The sequence below is a fragment of the Mycetocola saprophilus genome (assembly GCF_000718085.1).
GTDB classification, from domain to species: domain Bacteria; phylum Actinomycetota; class Actinomycetes; order Actinomycetales; family Microbacteriaceae; genus Mycetocola; species Mycetocola saprophilus.
Genome location: NZ_JOEC01000002.1, coordinates 1,225,835 through 1,241,916 on the forward strand (window position 1 = coordinate 1,225,835; position 16,082 = coordinate 1,241,916).

At 65.3% G+C, this 16,082-nt stretch carries 18 protein-coding genes, 1 tRNA gene and 1 pseudogene; 13 read left to right on the top strand and 7 right to left on the bottom strand.

Features of this window, described 5'->3' with window-relative positions:
* The first annotated feature begins 78 nt into the window (after positions 1–78).
* From gltX to IE92_RS0111435, 3 genes are all read left to right on the top strand, one after another.
* Positions 79–1,593, top strand: a complete 1,515-nt coding sequence (gene gltX, locus IE92_RS0111425; RefSeq protein WP_030148628.1) for a glutamate--tRNA ligase — start codon at positions 79–81, stop codon at positions 1,591–1,593.
* Between the two features lie 5 nt (positions 1,594–1,598).
* Positions 1,599–2,585, top strand: a complete 987-nt coding sequence (locus IE92_RS0111430; protein ID WP_030149589.1) for an NAD(P)/FAD-dependent oxidoreductase — start codon at positions 1,599–1,601, stop codon at positions 2,583–2,585.
* A 56-nt stretch (positions 2,586–2,641) separates the two neighbouring features.
* Positions 2,642–2,713, top strand: a tRNA-Gln gene (locus tag IE92_RS0111435).
* A 151-nt stretch (positions 2,714–2,864) separates the two neighbouring features.
* Here IE92_RS0111435 and IE92_RS0111440 read toward each other — a convergent pair.
* From IE92_RS0111440 to IE92_RS0111455, 4 genes are read right to left on the bottom strand one after another with little or no spacing between them, the layout of a single operon-like run.
* The gene (locus tag IE92_RS0111440) at positions 2,865–4,094 is read right to left on the bottom strand and encodes an ABC transporter permease (protein ID WP_051701577.1); all 1,230 of its coding nucleotides are present in this window, start codon (positions 4,092–4,094) and stop codon (positions 2,865–2,867) included.
* A complete protein-coding gene (locus IE92_RS0111445) occupies positions 4,091–4,777 on the bottom strand; it encodes an ABC transporter ATP-binding protein (RefSeq protein ID WP_030148631.1) in 687 nt (228 codons plus the stop codon). Before IE92_RS0111445 ends, IE92_RS0111440 begins: the two co-directional genes overlap by 4 nt.
* On the bottom strand, positions 4,774–5,868 hold the full coding sequence (locus tag IE92_RS0111450; RefSeq protein ID WP_030148632.1) for a peptidoglycan-binding protein: 1,095 nt from the start codon (positions 5,866–5,868) through the stop codon (positions 4,774–4,776). The genes IE92_RS0111445 and IE92_RS0111450 overlap by 4 nt, the downstream gene beginning before the upstream one ends.
* Positions 5,868–6,389 (bottom strand): hypothetical protein, encoded by a 522-nt coding sequence (locus IE92_RS0111455; protein ID WP_030148633.1) that lies wholly within the window; start codon positions 6,387–6,389, stop codon positions 5,868–5,870. The genes IE92_RS0111450 and IE92_RS0111455 overlap by 1 nt, the downstream gene beginning before the upstream one ends.
* 180 nt (positions 6,390–6,569) lie before the next feature.
* On the opposite strand from IE92_RS0111455, the pseudogene IE92_RS16745 reads away from it, so the two are divergent.
* The 6 genes and pseudogenes from IE92_RS16745 to IE92_RS0111485 all read left to right on the top strand — a co-directional run bounded on the left by IE92_RS16745 (position 6,570) and on the right by IE92_RS0111485 (position 10,694).
* Positions 6,570–7,239, top strand: a pseudogene (locus IE92_RS16745) (response regulator transcription factor).
* Positions 7,232–8,482 (top strand): sensor histidine kinase, encoded by a 1,251-nt coding sequence (locus tag IE92_RS0111465; RefSeq protein WP_051701576.1) that lies wholly within the window; start codon positions 7,232–7,234, stop codon positions 8,480–8,482. Before IE92_RS16745 ends, IE92_RS0111465 begins: the two are co-directional and overlap by 8 nt.
* Before the next feature lie 70 nt (positions 8,483–8,552).
* Positions 8,553–9,281 (top strand): GntR family transcriptional regulator, encoded by a 729-nt coding sequence (locus tag IE92_RS17385; RefSeq protein WP_051701575.1) that lies wholly within the window; start codon positions 8,553–8,555, stop codon positions 9,279–9,281.
* A complete protein-coding gene (locus IE92_RS18555; protein WP_030148636.1) occupies positions 9,281–9,949 on the top strand; it encodes a GntR family transcriptional regulator in 669 nt (222 codons plus the stop codon). The genes IE92_RS17385 and IE92_RS18555 overlap by 1 nt, the downstream gene beginning before the upstream one ends.
* A gap of 167 nt (positions 9,950–10,116) precedes the next feature.
* Positions 10,117–10,320, top strand: a complete 204-nt coding sequence (locus IE92_RS0111480) for a type II toxin-antitoxin system HicA family toxin (RefSeq protein ID WP_030148637.1) — start codon at positions 10,117–10,119, stop codon at positions 10,318–10,320.
* A 2-nt stretch (positions 10,321–10,322) separates the two neighbouring features.
* Positions 10,323–10,694 carry a hypothetical protein gene (locus IE92_RS0111485; protein ID WP_030148638.1) on the top strand — a complete coding sequence of 124 codons (372 nt, stop codon included), beginning with the start codon at positions 10,323–10,325 and terminating at the stop codon, positions 10,692–10,694.
* A gap of 57 nt (positions 10,695–10,751) precedes the next feature.
* On the opposite strand, the gene IE92_RS17390 is transcribed toward IE92_RS0111485, so the two are convergent.
* Together IE92_RS17390 and IE92_RS0111495 are read right to left on the bottom strand one after the other, a co-directional pair.
* The gene (locus tag IE92_RS17390) at positions 10,752–11,405 is read right to left on the bottom strand and encodes a GntR family transcriptional regulator (protein WP_051701574.1); all 654 of its coding nucleotides are present in this window, start codon (positions 11,403–11,405) and stop codon (positions 10,752–10,754) included.
* Positions 11,406–11,512: 107 nt separating this feature from the next.
* On the bottom strand, positions 11,513–12,265 hold the full coding sequence (locus IE92_RS0111495) for a polysaccharide pyruvyl transferase family protein (protein ID WP_030148640.1): 753 nt from the start codon (positions 12,263–12,265) through the stop codon (positions 11,513–11,515).
* A gap of 33 nt (positions 12,266–12,298) precedes the next feature.
* Here IE92_RS0111495 and IE92_RS0111500 point away from each other — a divergent pair, with 33 nt between their 5' ends.
* Positions 12,299–12,532 carry a hypothetical protein gene (locus IE92_RS0111500; RefSeq protein WP_030148641.1) on the top strand — a complete coding sequence of 78 codons (234 nt, stop codon included), beginning with the start codon at positions 12,299–12,301 and terminating at the stop codon, positions 12,530–12,532.
* Between the two features lie 77 nt (positions 12,533–12,609).
* A complete protein-coding gene (locus tag IE92_RS0111505) occupies positions 12,610–13,725 on the top strand; it encodes an LCP family protein (protein ID WP_051701573.1) in 1,116 nt (371 codons plus the stop codon).
* A gap of 130 nt (positions 13,726–13,855) precedes the next feature.
* Here the strand turns inward: IE92_RS0111505 and IE92_RS0111510 are convergent, their stop codons facing one another.
* Positions 13,856–14,059: a hypothetical protein gene (locus IE92_RS0111510; RefSeq protein WP_030148643.1), complete on the bottom strand. Its 204-nt coding sequence runs from the start codon at positions 14,057–14,059 to the stop codon at positions 13,856–13,858.
* A 487-nt stretch (positions 14,060–14,546) separates the two neighbouring features.
* Between IE92_RS0111510 and IE92_RS0111515 the strand changes: the two genes are divergently transcribed.
* Both IE92_RS0111515 and IE92_RS16755 read left to right on the top strand, forming a co-directional pair.
* Positions 14,547–15,191, top strand: coding sequence for a hypothetical protein (locus tag IE92_RS0111515; RefSeq protein ID WP_030148644.1), 645 nt, complete (start codon positions 14,547–14,549; stop codon positions 15,189–15,191).
* On the top strand, positions 15,188–15,997 hold the full coding sequence (locus IE92_RS16755; protein ID WP_051701572.1) for a zeta toxin family protein: 810 nt from the start codon (positions 15,188–15,190) through the stop codon (positions 15,995–15,997). Before IE92_RS0111515 ends, IE92_RS16755 begins: the two co-directional genes overlap by 4 nt.
* Positions 15,998–16,082: the final 85 nt, after the last annotated feature.

Consider the following 16,082-nt stretch of genomic DNA (forward strand, 5'->3'; position numbering starts at 1 on the left):
TCGGCGCTGTTAGCGTCATAACCATGAGGCACATACTCGTCGGGTCCGCGCGGGCCGGTTCGCGATAGAATGAATCCGATGTCTACCTCTCTCTCACACCTCGTAACCACCGCGACCGGCTCCGACATTCGTGTCCGTTTCTGCCCGTCGCCCACCGGTACCCCGCACGTCGGTCTGATCCGCACGGCGCTGTTCAACTGGGCCTATGCCCGCCACACCGGCGGCAAGCTCATCTTCCGCATCGAAGACACCGATGCGGCCCGCGACAGCGAGGAAAGCTACCAGCAGATCCTCGATGGCCTGCGCTGGCTCCACATCAACTGGGATGAGGGTGAGGGCGTCGGCGGCGAGCACGGCCCCTACCGTCAGTCCCAGCGTTCGGAGATCTACGCCGAGGTCATCGAGAAGCTCAAGGCTTCCGGTCACCTCTACGAGTCGTTCTCCAACGCCGAGGAAATCGACGCCCGTAACGAGGCCGCCGGCCGTGCCAAGCAGCTCGGTTACGACAACTTCGACCGCGACCTCACCGAGGAGCAGAAGGCCGCCTTCCGTGCCGAGGGCCGCGAGCCCGCGCTGCGTCTGCGCGTCCCGGACACCGACCTGAGCTTTGACGACCTGGTGCGCGGGGAGATCACCTTCCCCGCCGGTTCGTTCAGTGACTTCGTGCTGGTGCGCCCCAACGGTCAGCCGCTGTACACCCTGGTGAACCCGGTGGATGACGCGCTGATGGGCATCACCCACGTGCTGCGCGGCGAGGACATCCTGCCCTCGACTCCGCGTCAGATCGCCCTGTACTCGGCCCTGATCGAGATCGGTGTCGCCACCGCGATCCCGCGCTTCGGCCACCTGCCCTACGTCATGGGTGAGGGCAACAAGAAGCTCTCCAAGCGCGACCCCGAGTCGAACCTGTTCCTGCACCGCGAGCGTGGATTCATCCCCGAGGGTCTGGTCAACTACCTGGCGCTGCTGGGCTGGGGCCTGTCCGCGGACCGCGACGTGTTCAGCATCGACGAGTTCGTCGCCGCCTTCGACGTGGCCGATGTGAACCCCTCGCCGGCACGCTTCGACCTCAAGAAGGCCGAATCGATCAACGGAGACCACATCCGACTGCTGGATGTGGCCGATTTTGCCGAGCGCACCATTCCCTACCTGCAGACCGCGGGTGTGCTGGGTGCCGAGGTGACCGAGGCCGAGCGTGCGATTTTGACCTCGGCCGCCCCGCTGGTGCAGGAGCGCATCGGCCTGCTGGGCGAGGCTCCGGCCATGCTCGGCTTCCTGTTCACCGACGCCGCCAGCTTGGAGTACCAGGAGGACGCGCTGAAGAGCCTTCCGGCCAACACGACGGATGTGTTGGCCGCCGCAATCGCCGCGCTGCAGGGTGTGGCAGATTTCACGACCGACCCGATTCAGGAGGCGCTGAAGTCCGCCCTGATCGACGGCCTCGAGCTCAAGCCGCGGATCGCCTATGGTCCGCTCCGGGTGGGAATCTCCGGTCGCCGGATCTCCCCGCCGCTGTTTGAGTCGATGGAAATCCTGGGCAAGGCCGAGACGCTGGCGCGCCTCGAGCGCCTGTCCGCACTGCGAGGGGAATAGTAATAATGATGGATGTTGACGTTGTGGTTGTGGGCGGGGGCCCCGCCGGACTGTCCTGTGCACTGAACCTGGTGCGCGCGCGTCAGCGGGTGCTGGTGCTGGATGGAAACCGTCCGCGGCACGCCGCGACGTTGATGTCCCACGGTTTCCTCACCCGGGACGGGGTGCCGCCGCTTGAGCTGCGGCGCCTCGCCCGGGAGGACGTGGAAGCCTACGAAAACGGAACCGTGGCCTTCGCCCAGGTCGACAGCATCACCCCGGAGGGGGAGGGCTTTGTGGTCAAGGCCACCGGCGTGCGCGGGGCCGCCAACCACGAGGTGCGTGCGCGCCGGGTGGTGCTGGCAACCGGACTGACCGAGCGTCTGCCGCAGGTCCAGGGCCTGCGGGCGTTCTACGGCACCTCGATCCACTCCTGCTTCGAGTGCGACGGGTTCGAAAAGAGCGACCAGCCGCTGCTGATGCTCGGCGAAACCGAGGACCTGGTGCGCCGCGCACTGCACACCTCGCTGTGGTCAAACGATGTGATCGCGCTGAGTAACGGGAGCGACCGTGTTCCGGCCTCGGCCGAGGCCGAGCTGGCCGGGGCGGGGATCCGCCTGGACCGTCGTCCGATTGCCGAGCTGCTGGGGGACCGCACCGGGCTGACCGGCGTCCGGTTTGCCGATGGTGAGGTTCTTGAGCGCAGCGCCGGTTTTGTGCGCCCGGAGTGGACCGTCCCGGACAGTTTCCTCGCCGACCTGGGCCTCGAACGTACCGTGAGTACTCACGTGGGCCCGGCGGCGGATTCCGCCGACCCCGAGGTGGGCGCGCTGATTACCGTGGATGCCGAGGGACGTACCAGCGTGCCCGGCGTATACGCGGTGGGGGATATCACCCCTCCCGGTCCGCAGCAGCTGATCGTGGCCGCCGGTGCCGGTGCGCGCACGGCCGCAGCGGTCCTCCGCGACACGCTCGACACGCGCATTCACGCCGTCGATTTGGCGTCCAGCTAAGCCTCGGGCTATTCTAGAAACATCAGCACGGCACTGAGAAAAAGGTTCCGAACTGATGGGGTATGGTGTAATTGGCAACACGGCTGATTCTGGTTCAGTTGTTCTTGGTTCGAGTCCAGGTACCCCAGCAAATAAACTCCTCGCTTTTCGAAGCGGGGAGTTTTTGTTTGTGGCGATGGGAGACCATGGACTCCGAGAGCGTCCGTCGGTCTACGCTGGGTTAACCTCAACACGAAACCCCCTCGGAAAACCGAGGGGGTTTCGTGCGTCTTGCGGTGTTTAGCTGGCCAGCACCGCCGTGGGTGGCGTGCGAGCCGCACGGATTGCCGGGTAGAGGCCGGCCACCGCCCCGATCACGATCGTGGCCGCGACGCCGGAGATGATCACCAGCGGCGGTACCGAAACCGGCCACCCGTTGGCGTTGGCAAACACCGTGATCACCACCATGCCGATGCCCACTCCGGCCACTCCACCTAGGGCTGAGAGGAGCAGCGCCTCGGCGAGGAACTGCGAGCGGATGTGCTTTCGGGTGGTGCCGAGGGCACGGCGCAGGCCGATCTCTCGGCGACGCTCGAGGACCGTGATCACCATCGTATTGGCCACGCCGATGCCTCCCACCAGGAGCGCAACCGAACCGAGTCCCACCAGCAGACCGGTGAAAGCTGTATCGGCGGCGTTCTTGGCGGCCAGTGCGTCCGATGGACGCGAGACCTCCACCTCCTCGGGGTTCTCGGGATTCACGGCCCGGGGGAGAAGCGCGCGAATCGCATCCACCGACTCATCCGAGGAACGCTCATAGATCGTGGTGGGGTTCTTCTCCCAACCGAGCGTCTCAATCGCCGTATGTTCGCTGAACATCGCCATCGTGTCAAGCTCGGGGGCTAGCGGCACCGGGTCCAGCACGCCCAGCACCGTGAAGAGCTGATCGTGAATCCACACCTGAGTGCCAGGGGTGACCACGCCAAGTCGCTGCGCTGCCTTGGCTCCGAGGACCACCGTGGGGTAGTTCGCAGTGGCTTCGTTAAACCAGTTTCCGGACTTCATACTCGCCTCGGTCACATCAAGCAGGGTGTCCGACACGGCCGCGGCGGTGATGCCACCGGACTGCCCGGAGTCGATTAGCCGGCTGCGATAGCTTTTGATTCCCTCCAATTCTGCCAGCCAGGCGGTTTTTTCCACCCCCTCGATGCGGGAAACCTGCCCGGCGGCGGTCTCGGGGAGTTTGGACTGGTCGCCGAACAGCGACTTTCCGGCCCCCACCGTGAGCAAATTGGTGCCCAGCGAGCTGAGTTGCTCGTTGAGTTTCGCCTGGCTCGAGGTCGAAATGCCCACCACCGCGATCATCGCGGCGATGCCGATCGCGATGCCCAGTGCCGACAGGACCACCCGGGTGGGCCGTGACTTGAGGCCCGAAGCTCCCAGGCGCAGCACGTCCTTGCGCAGGAGTCGCGAGCGGGTCTTGGCCGGGAGCGCGCTCACCTGTTCCCGTGCTGTGCGGCGGCGTTTCATGGGGTGTCCTTACTGTCGGAAACCACGCGACCGTCACGAATCATGATCCGTCGCGGGAGTTTCTGGGCGAGCTCCACGTCGTGGGTGATGACCACGATCGTGGTTCCATCCCGGTTGAGCTCGTGCAGCAGCTCAACCACGCTGGCACCGGAGGTTTGGTCGAGGTTACCGGTGGGCTCATCGGCCAGCAGCAGTGGCGGACGGGAGACGACCGCTCGCGCGATGGCGACGCGCTGACGCTCGCCGCCGGAGAGCTGGGAGGGTTTGTGCGTGGTGCGGTGACCGAGCCCCACCCGGGTGAGGGCGTCCACCGCCCGGCGGCGGCGCTCGCGCACGCCGACCCCGGTATAGAGGAGCCCATCGGCCACGTTGTCGATGGCGGTGACCCCCTCGGAGAGGTGAAACTGCTGGAACACAAACCCCACCCGATAGGCGCGCAGCGCCGAGAGAGCATTGTCGCTCATGCGGGCGACGTCGGCACCGTCGATCAGGGCCGAGCCTGTGGTGGGTCGATCGAGGGTTCCGATCAGGTTGAGCAAGCTGGACTTGCCCGACCCACTCGGCCCCACGATTGCCACCATCTCGCCGGCCTCCACGATCAGGGAGACTCCGTCCACCGCGCGCACCGGCGGACTTCCGTGTTCTCGGGTTACCTGGTTGAGTTCGATCACGTGTGCACTCATAGTTTCAGAATCACCACCTGGTCGCCCTCGGCGACTCCGTCACCGGTGATTTCCACCGAACCTCCGGCGAACAGGCCCGGGGTTACGGAGACCTTCTTGGTGGTGCCATCGGCGTTGAGGATCTCGACCGAGTAGCCATCCTTCCCATCCGGGGTCAGGGCCCCGACCGGGACCACGAGCACGTTTTCGGCGCTCTTGGTGGGGAAATCGATCGACACCGCGGCCTCCTGGAGTCCTGCCCCGGCCGCGGGATCATCCAGGATGATCTCCACCGGAATCACGGTGCTGGCCTTACCTCCACCTTCGCCATCTCGGCTCATGGGGGTGCCCACCGAGGCGATGGTGCCGGTGGTTTTGGTTCCATCGGGTAGGTTGACGGTGACCTTGCCATCCACGATCGCGATGGACTGCTGGGCGAGCTTGAGGTCGGTGGTGATCTTGCGTCCGAGTCCGGTGATGGTGAGGATCGGTTTTTCGCCCCCGGCCCTGCTCCCAAGCACCGTCTCCACTGAGTTCACCCGAACATCCTCGGGCTCAAACACGATGGTGCCCAGTGCGATCGTTCCGGTCTGCTCCTGGCTCTGTGATTTCTGCCACTTCTTGATCGCGGTTGTGGTGGCCGCGGTGAACTTCTCATCCGGGGTTCCCCCAAAGAAACCCAGGTCGGCGAGGCTCTGCTCGAGCTGCTTGATGTCCGGGCCCTTGTCCATGCCGGACGTAAATTCGCGCCAGGCGGGGATGGACCCGCGCATCAGGGTGACCGGCTTATTGTCCACCGAGAACAGGGTCTGGCCCAGTCCGATGGTGGCACCGCCCGCGGGTAGGCCGGTGATAATGCCAGCCAGGGCGGTGGCCAGGTCACGAGCTTCGCCGTGACCCAGCTTGCCCTGCGCGGTAATGGTTTCCTGGAGGGTCTGCCGAACCACCTCGGCGGTGGGCGGCGGCGCGGCGGGTGGCGGGGGATCGGCGGCGGCACTGCCGCCGCGGAAGACAAAGAAGTCTGCTCCGGCACCGATCGCAACCACCGCGGCGAGCGAGATGATGAGCCCGAGCCGCTTGCGGCGTGAGGCTGGGTGTGTGGTTACTCCCATTAGTTGGCTCCGATTCCGGCTTCCTTATTGCACTTGTCGAGCACGGCCTTGTCGGCGTTCTGCGGGACCGTGATCGCGTTGGGACGGTCGCTGTCCGGGACATCGATGCCGTTGTCGCGCAGGCACTGCGAGAACTTCAGAGCGGCCTCGTTGACCTCCTCCTTCGACTTCTTGTTTGCGCCCGGAGCCTCACCGACCTCCTCGATGCACTTTTTCGAATCTGCCAGGTAGGCGTCCAGCTCGGGGCCTTCCTCCAAGCCCTCCATTGCCATTCCGGGTTCGGGCATTTCATGGCCGAGTTTTTCCATGCAGCCGTTGAACTTCAGGACCCATTCCTGGTACTGCTGATCGGTGGTGCCACCGCCGTTACCCGTGGCGGGCTTGCTGTCACCGCCGGCCTCGGGGGACGGGCTGTTGCCCGAGGAGCCCGCGCTACATCCGGCCAGGAGTGCGATGCTCATCGGGATGACCGCCAGTGCGGCAGCCAGGCGGGTTTTACGAGTGAAAGGGATGGTTTTCATGGTGAATCTCCTCGTTGGTTGGTGCGTTCGGGGTGAACGTGCTTCCAGTACAGCCGAGGGGGTGTTCAGGTGATGTCAATAAAATAATTGATGTTTTCTTTACATCTAATGTGCTTAAATATCTGCATATCAGATGATCGCATCGGGCGATTATCGCAACGTCCGGAAAGGGGTGCACCGATGCGAGTATTGATTGTTGACGATGAGGAGCTCCTAGCTCAGGCCATCCACGAGGCATTCCGACGCGAGATTATCGCCGCGGACATCGCCTACGATGGGGCCACCGCGCTCGAGATGGACTCGGTCAACGAGTACGACGTTGTGGTCCTGGATCGCGACCTTCCGGTGATTCACGGAGACCGGGTCTGCCCCGAGCTCTCGGCCGCCGGATCCCGCGCTCGCGTGCTGATGCTGACGGCCTCGGGGCGGTTGACCGATAAGGTTGAGGGCTTCCGACTGGGCGCCGAGGACTACCTGGCCAAGCCCTTCGCGTTCCCCGAGCTGATCGCCCGGGTGCGCGCACTCGGTCGACGTACAGCCGAGGCGACTCCGGTGGTCTATGAGTATCACGGAGTGCGTCTGGATGCCTTCCGTCACGATGTGTCCCGCGACGGCACCTATATTCGTCTGAGTAAAAAAAGAGTTTGCGATTCTTGAGGTGCTGATGGCTGCCGACGGGGCGACCGTGAGCGCCGAGCGCATCCTGGAAAAGGCGTGGGATGAAAACGTGGATCCCTTTACCAACTCGATTCGGGTGACCCTCTCAACCCTGCGGAAGAAGCTGGGTCAGCCGGGGATCATCGAAACCGTGTCGGGTGTGGGCTACCGAATCGCGGCCCCCGTTGAGTAGCCCCGCCGCCGCACCCAAGCCCTCGCTGCTTTCCTGGCGACCGCGGGTCACCGCGCGTGCTCGACTCACCATTGTGTTTACCTCGATGCTGCTGGGCTGTGGCTTGCTGATGATGGGTGCGCTCTATGCGGTCATGAAGTATGTGCCGACCTATGCCATTACCAGCGCCGTCACCCCTAATAGTTTCACGCCGAGTGATTCGAACATCGCCCCATTGCAGACGCCCCCCGCTCAGGTGCCTGCCTCGCCGAACCCTGACGATGGCAAAACTGGCTCCGTGGTGGTGCGCAGTGTGCACGACCTGCTCTCGGTGCTGCTGGAAAGCTCCGGTGCGATCCTGGCTGTCGTGGTCCTCGTGGGTGGGCTAATTTCCTGGATCGTGGCCGGTCGCCTGCTGCGTCCGGTGCACGAGATTACCCAGGCTGCGCGCAAGGCTGCCGAGGGGTCGCTGGATCATCGAGTGGGACTGACCGGTCCCCGGGATGAGTTTTCCGAACTCTCGGACTCCTTCGATTCGATGCTCGCCCGGTTGGAGCGCTCCTTCGCCGAGTATGAGCGCTTTGCGGCCAATGCCTCGCATGAGCTCAAAACCCCGCTGGCCACCACGCAGGCACTTCTTTCTCTCGCCGCCGATAGTCCCGAATCCACCGACACCAGGCTGCTGATCTCGCAGCTGCAGGACACTACCGCGCGCAGCGTGGACACGGTGACTGCGCTGCTTGAGCTCGCCGAAGCCGCCCACGGGGAATTGCAGACCGAGGGGGTTGACCTGGGCAAACTGGTGGGGGAGTGCGCCCTCGGACTGCGCGCCGAGGCACGCGCCCACGGGGTGTTTGTCGAGACCGAGTGCCTGGTGGGCTACGTGGTGGAGGTCAATCGGATCCTGCTCTCGCGGCTCCTGGATAACGTGCTGAATAACGCCGTGCGCCACAACATCGATGGTGGGAAGGTGACGGTGGAGCTGATTCGACAGGACGGCATCGTCCGCCTGATCGTGGTCAACTCCGGCGCTCACCTGGGCGTCGACGAATTGGAGCGCATCACCGAGCCCTTCTATCGTGGTGCCGGCCGGGTGCGGGTACCCGGGCAGGTGCGCGGTAATGGACTGGGGCTTGCGCTGGCCTGCAATATCGCCCGCGCACACGGGACCGAGCTGGTGGTGCGAGCCAACCCCGACGGCGGACTGATCCTGGAAATGGAGCTGCCATTGGCGAAGTCGACGGCCGAGCTGGCGCGGGCATAGGGCGGCAAAAATCCGACAAATCCAATTGGTATATTAGATATTTACAGTGTCTCTCGGTTAGTATGGGGGCATGCCCGTGCCCAAGAAACCCAGTGTCACCCCGCGGTTGCTCCTGCGTGATCAGGTGTATGACCGCATTCTCACGGCGATCGTCTCCGGGGAGTTTGAACCCGGACGCACGCTCTCCGATAAGGAACTGGAAGCCTGGCTGGGGGCCTCGCGCACTCCGATCCGCGAAGCCTTGGGACGCCTGGCAAACACCGGCCTGGTCGAGGTTCTGCCGCAGAAGGCCACCCGGGTGGCCGAGATCGACCCGGTACAGTTCGGCGAGATGATGGAGGTGCTCGGCGCGCTCTATGCCGCCGCAATCCGCGAGGTCGTGCCACTGCTCACCGACGCCGACCGTAAAAAGCTCACCACCCTGCTGAAGAAGCTGGTCGGCCCGGCCGGGCGCAAGGCCGAGCAGGCCCCGGTCATCCTGACCGAGATTTTTGAGGTCTACATCACCCGCTATGACAACCGGGTGCTGCTGCGCCAGCCCGCCCGGTTCGATCCGCACGTGCAGCGCATCCTGCGTACCCACAGTGACCAGATCAGCCGCACCTCCACCTACGATGCGATTCGCGAGATGGTCGAGGCCACCCTCGCCGGCGACGCCCTCGAGGCCTCGCGTGCGTGCACCCGCTATTTCGAGTCCGAGGTGAGCGATTTCCACGCACAGATCCTCGCGGCCAGCCCCGAGGCTGCCCTCGCATCCCCGTCTGCTTCCACCTCGGCACCCACAGAGAAGGCCTCCTAATGCCCCGCACCGGACGCGCCCCGATCCGTCGCCGCCTGCTGCGCGACGAGATTTACGACACCATCCTCAACGCGATCCTCGACGGCACCCTGGAGGCCGGCGAGCAGCTGCACGATGAGGAACTGCTGACCTGGCTGGGCACCTCGCGTACCCCGATCCGCGAGGCGCTGAATCGCCTGGCCGAGAACGGCATCGTCGAGCTGGTCCCGCATAAGTACACGCGGGTGGTCCCGCTGGACTTCCGCAACATCAACGAGGCGATCTTCACCACCGGCGTGCTGCACGAGCACGCGGCCCGCAAGACCGTGGGCAACCTGAGTGCCGACCAACTGGCCGAGCTTCAGGGCTTCGCCGAGGACGCTCGCGCGTGCCTGAAGAGTGATGACCTGGCCGGGCTCGGACCGGCAATCCGGGACTTCTTCCTGGTGTTCGAACAGGCCACCGGCAACCGTATCATGGTCGAAACCGTCGAGGGCCTCTCGCTCCAGCTGTTGCGATTTCTCACCCCGCGCGAGGGCCTGACCGGTGCCCCCGAGATTGTTGAGCAGCTCGAGGCCATCAACGCCGCCGCGCACACGGGAGACGCCGCGGCCACCGGCGACCTGATCTATGCGATGTACGAACCCACCCGTCGCAACTTCATCGAGACGTTCCGCGGCCAGGACTAGCCGCCCGTACTCAAGGTTTCCGTCGGAATTGTGTGATCTCCGATGTTCGTCGCTGCGTGAAAATAGTCGTTCCGATGCCGGGGCGAGGAGCTGTCGAGAATGTGAGTGCCCGAGGAAAGTCGTTATTCGTCTCGACACAACACGTTTAGGGGGGATAAAATTGGGTCGTGGTGAGGCCGATGAAATACCGCGAACTCGTGAAATTGCTCATTGCCGCGGGTTTTACTCGTCAGCAAGGTAAGGGTGATCACGAAAAGTGGACGTTTCCGGGGCTCTTGCGTCCGGTGATCATTACGCAAACTCGGGAAGTGTCTCCCGCCGTGGTGCGAAATGCGCTGAACGCTATCGCCGAAGCCGAGAAGGGACAGTGAACATGGCCGAAATTGTGGTGACCGCTCGCCGCTGGGAGCGCGGGTGGGAACTTGAAATAGACGCACAGAATGCAACGCAGGTGCGAACCCTTGACCGAGCGGTGCAGCAGGTGCGCGATTACCTTGACACTCTCGACCCGGAAACCGATCATAGCTCGCTTGAGATTCGTATCGTTCCGGATTTGGGAGCGCTGAGCGAACTGGTTCGTGAGGCGCAGGCGGCAAAGCAGGATGCCGAGGCACGGCAGCTGGCCGCTGCTCGCCAATCACGAGAGGTTGCCGCGGCGCTTCATGCGGAAAATCTCAGTGGCGGTGACATAGCCGCGATCCTCGGTGTTTCGAGGGGGCGGGTGAGTCAGCTGATCAACGGCTGATCTTCCGCACACACAAAACGCCCGCCCCGACAACGGGACGGGCGTTTTGTCTGTGCGCTACGCGGTGGGCAGCGGCAGCTGGAAGACGGTTTCGATCGCGAGCTCGGCGGCGATCGAGTCGCCCGCCTGGAGCGCGTCGATCAGGGCCGGATAGCCGGCCTCGAGGGCGGCCCAGTCGGTGCTGGCGGCGTCGCGGGTGATGGTGAGCTGGTAGCCCAGGCCATCGATCCGGTCGCGGGTGGCGGCAACCAGGATGTGGTTGGGGCAGAGGTCCAGGAACAGGTACACCATGTCCCAGCCGAGCTTGCCGTGCGACTCATAGTCGCGGCCGAGGACCGTGCCGGCGGCGGTGCGCACGGCGGCGATCAGCTGGTCGCGCTGCTCCTCGGTGAGCCCGGGCACGGTGACTCGCACCACGCCACCCACCAGGGCGCCGAGGGTTTGCATGATCAGCGTGCGATCCTCGGGACGGGGCTTGGCGACCCGGGTGTAGCGCTGCGGGGCCATCTCGATCAGGCCGTAGCGGGCCAGGTCGTTCAGGGCATCGCGCACCGGGGTGCGGGAGATGCCCAGCCACTCCTGCAGCTCACCATCGTTGAGGTTCTCACCCGGCTGCAACGTTCCGTCAAGAATGGCCGCGCGGATCTGTTCCGCGGCGGACTCACGCAGCGATTTGCGGGCGACGGGCGCGCCGCCGGAAGCGATAGGCATGGTGCCTCCTCTGGGATGGGGGTTCACTCGGTGGAGTACCACGATCCTATCGGAGCGATCGTGGGACACAGCTACGGGGCACGCGGAGCATCCACGCGCCGATTGGATCAAATTGCCGGACCCGACGGGGCCGGGTGCAGTAGCTCGGTGGTGCTGGACTCTCCGGACAGCCAGCGGTTGATCCGCTCGGCCGCGCGGCCCAGAGTGCCCTGAAGAGCCGCAACCTCGGCGGCCACAAACGTCTGATAGGCGGGCTCGCGCACGGCACGGACCTCGGCCAGCAGCTCCTCGGCGCTGTGCCCCACGGTGATCGGGGAGCGCGTACCGGTGACGCTCAGCCAGAAATCATCACACTTGGACGCGTTGGACAGCGCGACCGTGGGCACCCCGAGGGAAACCGCGGCCACGGCACCGTGTAGGCGCTCGGAGATGAGCAGGCCACACTCGGCAATCGAGCGCATCGTGTCGCGCACCTCCCCGTCGTAGAACACCACCTCGGCCAGCGGACCGACCATCCCGGCGAAGCGTTCGGCACCCTCACGGTCGGCGGCGGAGAGCGCAAACACGCGCACCCGATCCACTCGCTCGGCCATGCTGATTCGGCGCAGTGCCTCGGCGACCACGCGCGGATCGAAGCGGGACTCGGGATCGGCCCCGAGGGCCATGCCGATCATCGTGTCATCGCGCTCGGTGGGGGTCACGTCCACCAGGATCGGGTAGAGCAGGGCCGGGTCGCCGATCACCGGGGTGGGGATCCAGTTTGCAGGGCACTCGCGGGCGGTCAGCGGACCGCGCACCCCCATCAGCGCAACACCGGACAGGTCGGCCCAGTCGGACCAGCCCTGCTCCTGCAGGCCCAACGCAAACGTGTCGGTGGACTCGGCGGCACCCGCGTGGGTGCCCGCTACACCATCGCCTCGCGCTTCCCCTCCTGGCGGTACTGGTGGGAAAACGAGCGCCACCTGCGCGCGATCTACGCGCGGATCCAGGCGGTGGGCCGCCCGGCCGCCGGCACCGAGCCGTTCTCCCCGTTCCTGCAGCAAAGCTCCCGCGGCCTGGTGCGAGCGATCGAGCTGTTCCGCTATGTCGCCTTCCGCCTGCGCGACACCCTGCGCGGCACCCACTAAAACCCCGACACGTTATGCGGGCAATCCCGCACACCACCCCATTCTTTTTCCCAAACCACCCGAAGGACATCCGGAACATGAATTCCCCCATTGACGAGCTACTCTCCACCGCCGAGGCCGAGGCCGAGGTGCCCACGCGCGCCGAGCGGAGGGCCGCGAAGAAACCGTGGACCCGCACCCGCAAGATTGTCGTGTGGTCCACCTCCTCGATCCTGGCGATCCTGCTGATCGGCATCGCGATTGCCGGCTCCTATGTGGCCAGCCTCGCCGACACCTATAACAGCAACGTCACCGTACTGCCCAGCGCCGACACCTTCCCCAAGGAGGAGCCACGCCCGCCGCAGGCCACCGACGGGTCCCGCAACATTCTGCTGCTGGGATCCGACTCCCGCGGCGATGCCACCATCGCCGGGGAGGACACCGGCAGCAACCAGCGCTCGGACGTGCTGATGCTGGTGAACATCGCCGCGAATCGCAAGGACGTGACCGTGATGTCGATCATGCGTGACCTGTGGGTACCGATCCCCGGCCATGGCAACGCCAAGATCAACGCGGCCCTCGCCTGGGGTGGCACCCCGCTCGTGGTGGAGACCGTGGAGTCCCTGTTGGGGGTGCGCATCGACAACCTGGCGATCATCGACTTCGAGGGGTTCCGCGGCATGACCGACGCCCTGGGCGGCGTCGACGTCAACGTGGAAACCGGCTTCACCCGCAAGGACGAGAACATGACCTTCCCTCAGGGCATGAACCACCTCGACGGCGTGCACGCCCTCGGGTTTGTGCGCGAGCGCTATGCCTTCCCGACCGGCGACTTCCAGCGGGTGCGCAACCCGCAGCTGTACCTGCAGGCGCTGGGTTCCGCGCTGCTGAGCAAGGACACGCTGACCGATCCGACCAAGATCTCCAACTTCGTGACAGAGACCTCGAAGTTCCTCTCGGTGGATTCGGGTTTCGACTTCCCGACGATGGTTGAGCTGGGGCTGAGCCTGCGCGACCTGCGTGCCGAGAACATTCACTACTTCACGATGCCCACCGCCGGGACCGGCTGGTCCCCGGACCATAAGCAGTCCATCGTGAACCTGAATTCCGCGGCGATCCCCGCCCTGCGCGAGGCCATCGCTCGCGATACCGTGGCCGACTATGCGGCCAAGGTTGCCGCGGGAACCGCTCCGGGCATCGCCCCGGCGAAGTAGAACGGTCACGACCGCCAACCGCCGAGTGCCTACGCCGAGTGACGGTTAAATGGCGGATCCCCGGGGGAGGGAAAACCCGGGGATCCTCTTCATCCCGATTCATCCCGAGTTCACCCGGGGAAGCGGGGGCTTATGAGCCGGCGAGCGGCGAGTGCAACCGAACCGCGGCGTTGTCGAGGTGGCTGGTCGGGGCGAAGCGCTCGGGCAGGGAGCGGGAGGTTTCGGCGGCGGTGTCCATCGGCAACGGGATGGAGACCACCGAGGTGGTGCCGCACGTGATTTCGAGCGACCAGGCAAAAACGTCGGAGACGGCGGAACTGGGAAGTACGGACATTGGGTGACCTCCTGTGGTTGTATCCCCATTCAACGTGATGACCGGTTAAGCCAGCGTTAACACACTGAAATTCTCTGCCCCGGTTCCGGGCTCCCCAAAAACCACGAGCTTCCGCGCCTAGCGTGGGCTCATAAGACACCTGGGTCTTGGGGCCCAGCCCTGTTATTCGGGTCGGGCCCAGGAGTCGTCTGGGAATTAGAGAGGAAACGATGAACGTTAGTTTGGAAGACCTATTGCGCGAGCGTCCGGTGGATCGCGCAAATGTGGACGCCCAGAAGGAGCTAATGCTCGCGGCGATCCGTTCATTTCTGCCGCAAGCGCCGCGGTAGGCCCGCTCGCTGACACGGGCCGAGGTGGAGCTTGGTGACGAACACGTCCGCATCGCCTAGCGGTCCAGTGATCGGCAGAGCTGGCAGAGTCGGCAGAGTCGGCACCGAGGGTGCCTCCGGATGACAACGCTGGTAAATTCGGGGGTGGAGGTGCCATCATGGCCGATCACGAGCAGGACAACGAGGATCAGACCCCGGAAAACGACTCGGAGAACACCCCGGAGCGTAAGTCGGGGCGAATCCCGGATGCGCGGCGCACGCCGCCCTGGGGCCGCGAGGGGGAGCGCCGTCGTCCCGGCACCCACGAACTCGGCGCGCATGAACATGGTGCCCACGAGCCCGGAACGCACGAGTTCGGTGATCGCCGCCGCGGTCGCCGCGAGGGTGGTCCCTGGGGCCCGGGCAACGAGCGTCGCGGGTTTGCCGAGCTGCGCTTTACCCGCGGGGTGTTTGCGTTGACCGATCAGGGCTGCAGCGCGCAGGAGATTGCCGATCGGCTTGAGGTGCCGGTGGAGGAGATTACCCGGCGTCTGGCCCGCCGCGAACTGTACCGCGGATCCGTTGATCTGCGCGATATCGTCCTGGACCGCCAGTCCGGCACGATCACCACCGAGGAGATGATCCGCAAGCTGAGCGCCCTAAGCCTCACCGCCCACACCCCGGGCACCCGGGGGGCCTACGACGGTGCCGCGAGCGCCACCGGAACGGCCCGCCAGCTCATGGCCGTGCTGCGGGACGGGCTGATTACCGAGGCCGAGTACGAGGCCGTGCGCCAGGCCGCCGCGCGGCGCAGGGCCCGGTGAGCGCCGCCCGCGAGCGGGTTGCCGCACAGTTGGAGCGGGTGCTGCAGCGCGACGGACTCGACAATCCCTGGGGCGACCGCGAGGACGCCTCGACCCGCTGGATCTTTGGCGACGGCTTCCTCTACGACACCTCCCGACTGCGTTTCCAGGAAGACCTCATCGCCACCGCTCGCGACCGCAACCCCGGATCCTTCGGGGGAGTGCTCGCCGCCGTGGTGACCGCCGGTCCACCCGGGGCCGGAAAATCAACGGCGCTGGCCAGCGACCCGCGCCTGGCCGGATTCCGCGACATCGACGCCGATGATTTCAAGGACGCCCTCCTGGTGGACGCCCGGGAACGTGGCCTGCTGGATCACTGGCTGGACACGACCCTGGAGGATGGCCGCCCGATCATGCCGCGCGAGCTGGCCGGGTTTGTGCACGCCGAATCCACGGCGATTGCCGATGCGATGCGGGAGGCGTGCCTGATCGACGGCGAGAACATCGTGATCCACGGCACCCTCTCCAGCATCGACTACGTGGGTGCCCTGCTGGCCGAGCTGGACGAGTTCGGGTACGAGCAGCTGATCATCTACGACGTCGAGGTTCCCGCCAAGGTCGCCGTGGAGCGTGCGCTGGACCGCTGGTGGAGCGCCCGTGAATCGGGGGCCGATGCCCTCGGAGGTCGTTTCGTGCCGCCCGCCGGAATCCGCGCGTACTACCCGGAGGATGTGACGCGAGCGGTGACCGCGGCCAACGCTCAGGCCCTGCACGATCGCGCCTATCGCCTCGGATGGGATGTGGACCTGACGGTGGTTGCCCCCTAACACCTGGCCGCCCCAAACTTGGATATTTCCCAGAGCAGGGCCGTCCCGAGGATCGGGTCGCGGTGAGGTCGTGGTCACCCCGAAA

Bases quoted from the DNA above. Each gene is read 5' to 3' on its own strand.
- IE92_RS0111485 (WP_030148638.1), top strand. From the start codon at position 10,323: ATGGCCGAAATTGTGGTGACCGCTCGCCGCTGGGAGCGCGGGTGGGAA.
- IE92_RS0111450 (WP_030148632.1), bottom strand. From the start codon at position 5,868: ATGGGAGTAACCACACACCCAGCCTCACGCCGCAAGCGGCTCGGGCTC.
- IE92_RS0111455 (WP_030148633.1), bottom strand. From the start codon at position 6,389: ATGAAAACCATCCCTTTCACTCGTAAAACCCGCCTGGCTGCCGCACTG.
- IE92_RS17390 (WP_051701574.1), bottom strand. From the start codon at position 11,405: ATGCCTATCGCTTCCGGCGGCGCGCCCGTCGCCCGCAAATCGCTGCGT.
- IE92_RS0111515 (WP_030148644.1), top strand. From the start codon at position 14,547: ATGGCCGATCACGAGCAGGACAACGAGGATCAGACCCCGGAAAACGAC.
- IE92_RS0111510 (WP_030148643.1), bottom strand. From the start codon at position 14,059: ATGTCCGTACTTCCCAGTTCCGCCGTCTCCGACGTTTTTGCCTGGTCG.
- gltX (WP_030148628.1), top strand. From the start codon at position 79: ATGTCTACCTCTCTCTCACACCTCGTAACCACCGCGACCGGCTCCGAC.
- IE92_RS0111445 (WP_030148631.1), bottom strand. From the start codon at position 4,777: ATGAGTGCACACGTGATCGAACTCAACCAGGTAACCCGAGAACACGGA.
- IE92_RS18555 (WP_030148636.1), top strand. From the start codon at position 9,281: ATGCCCCGCACCGGACGCGCCCCGATCCGTCGCCGCCTGCTGCGCGAC.
- IE92_RS17385 (WP_051701575.1), top strand. From the start codon at position 8,553: ATGCCCGTGCCCAAGAAACCCAGTGTCACCCCGCGGTTGCTCCTGCGT.
- IE92_RS0111505 (WP_051701573.1), top strand. From the start codon at position 12,610: ATGAATTCCCCCATTGACGAGCTACTCTCCACCGCCGAGGCCGAGGCC.
- IE92_RS0111430 (WP_030149589.1), top strand. From the start codon at position 1,599: ATGATGGATGTTGACGTTGTGGTTGTGGGCGGGGGCCCCGCCGGACTG.
- IE92_RS0111440 (WP_051701577.1), bottom strand. From the start codon at position 4,094: ATGAAACGCCGCCGCACAGCACGGGAACAGGTGAGCGCGCTCCCGGCC.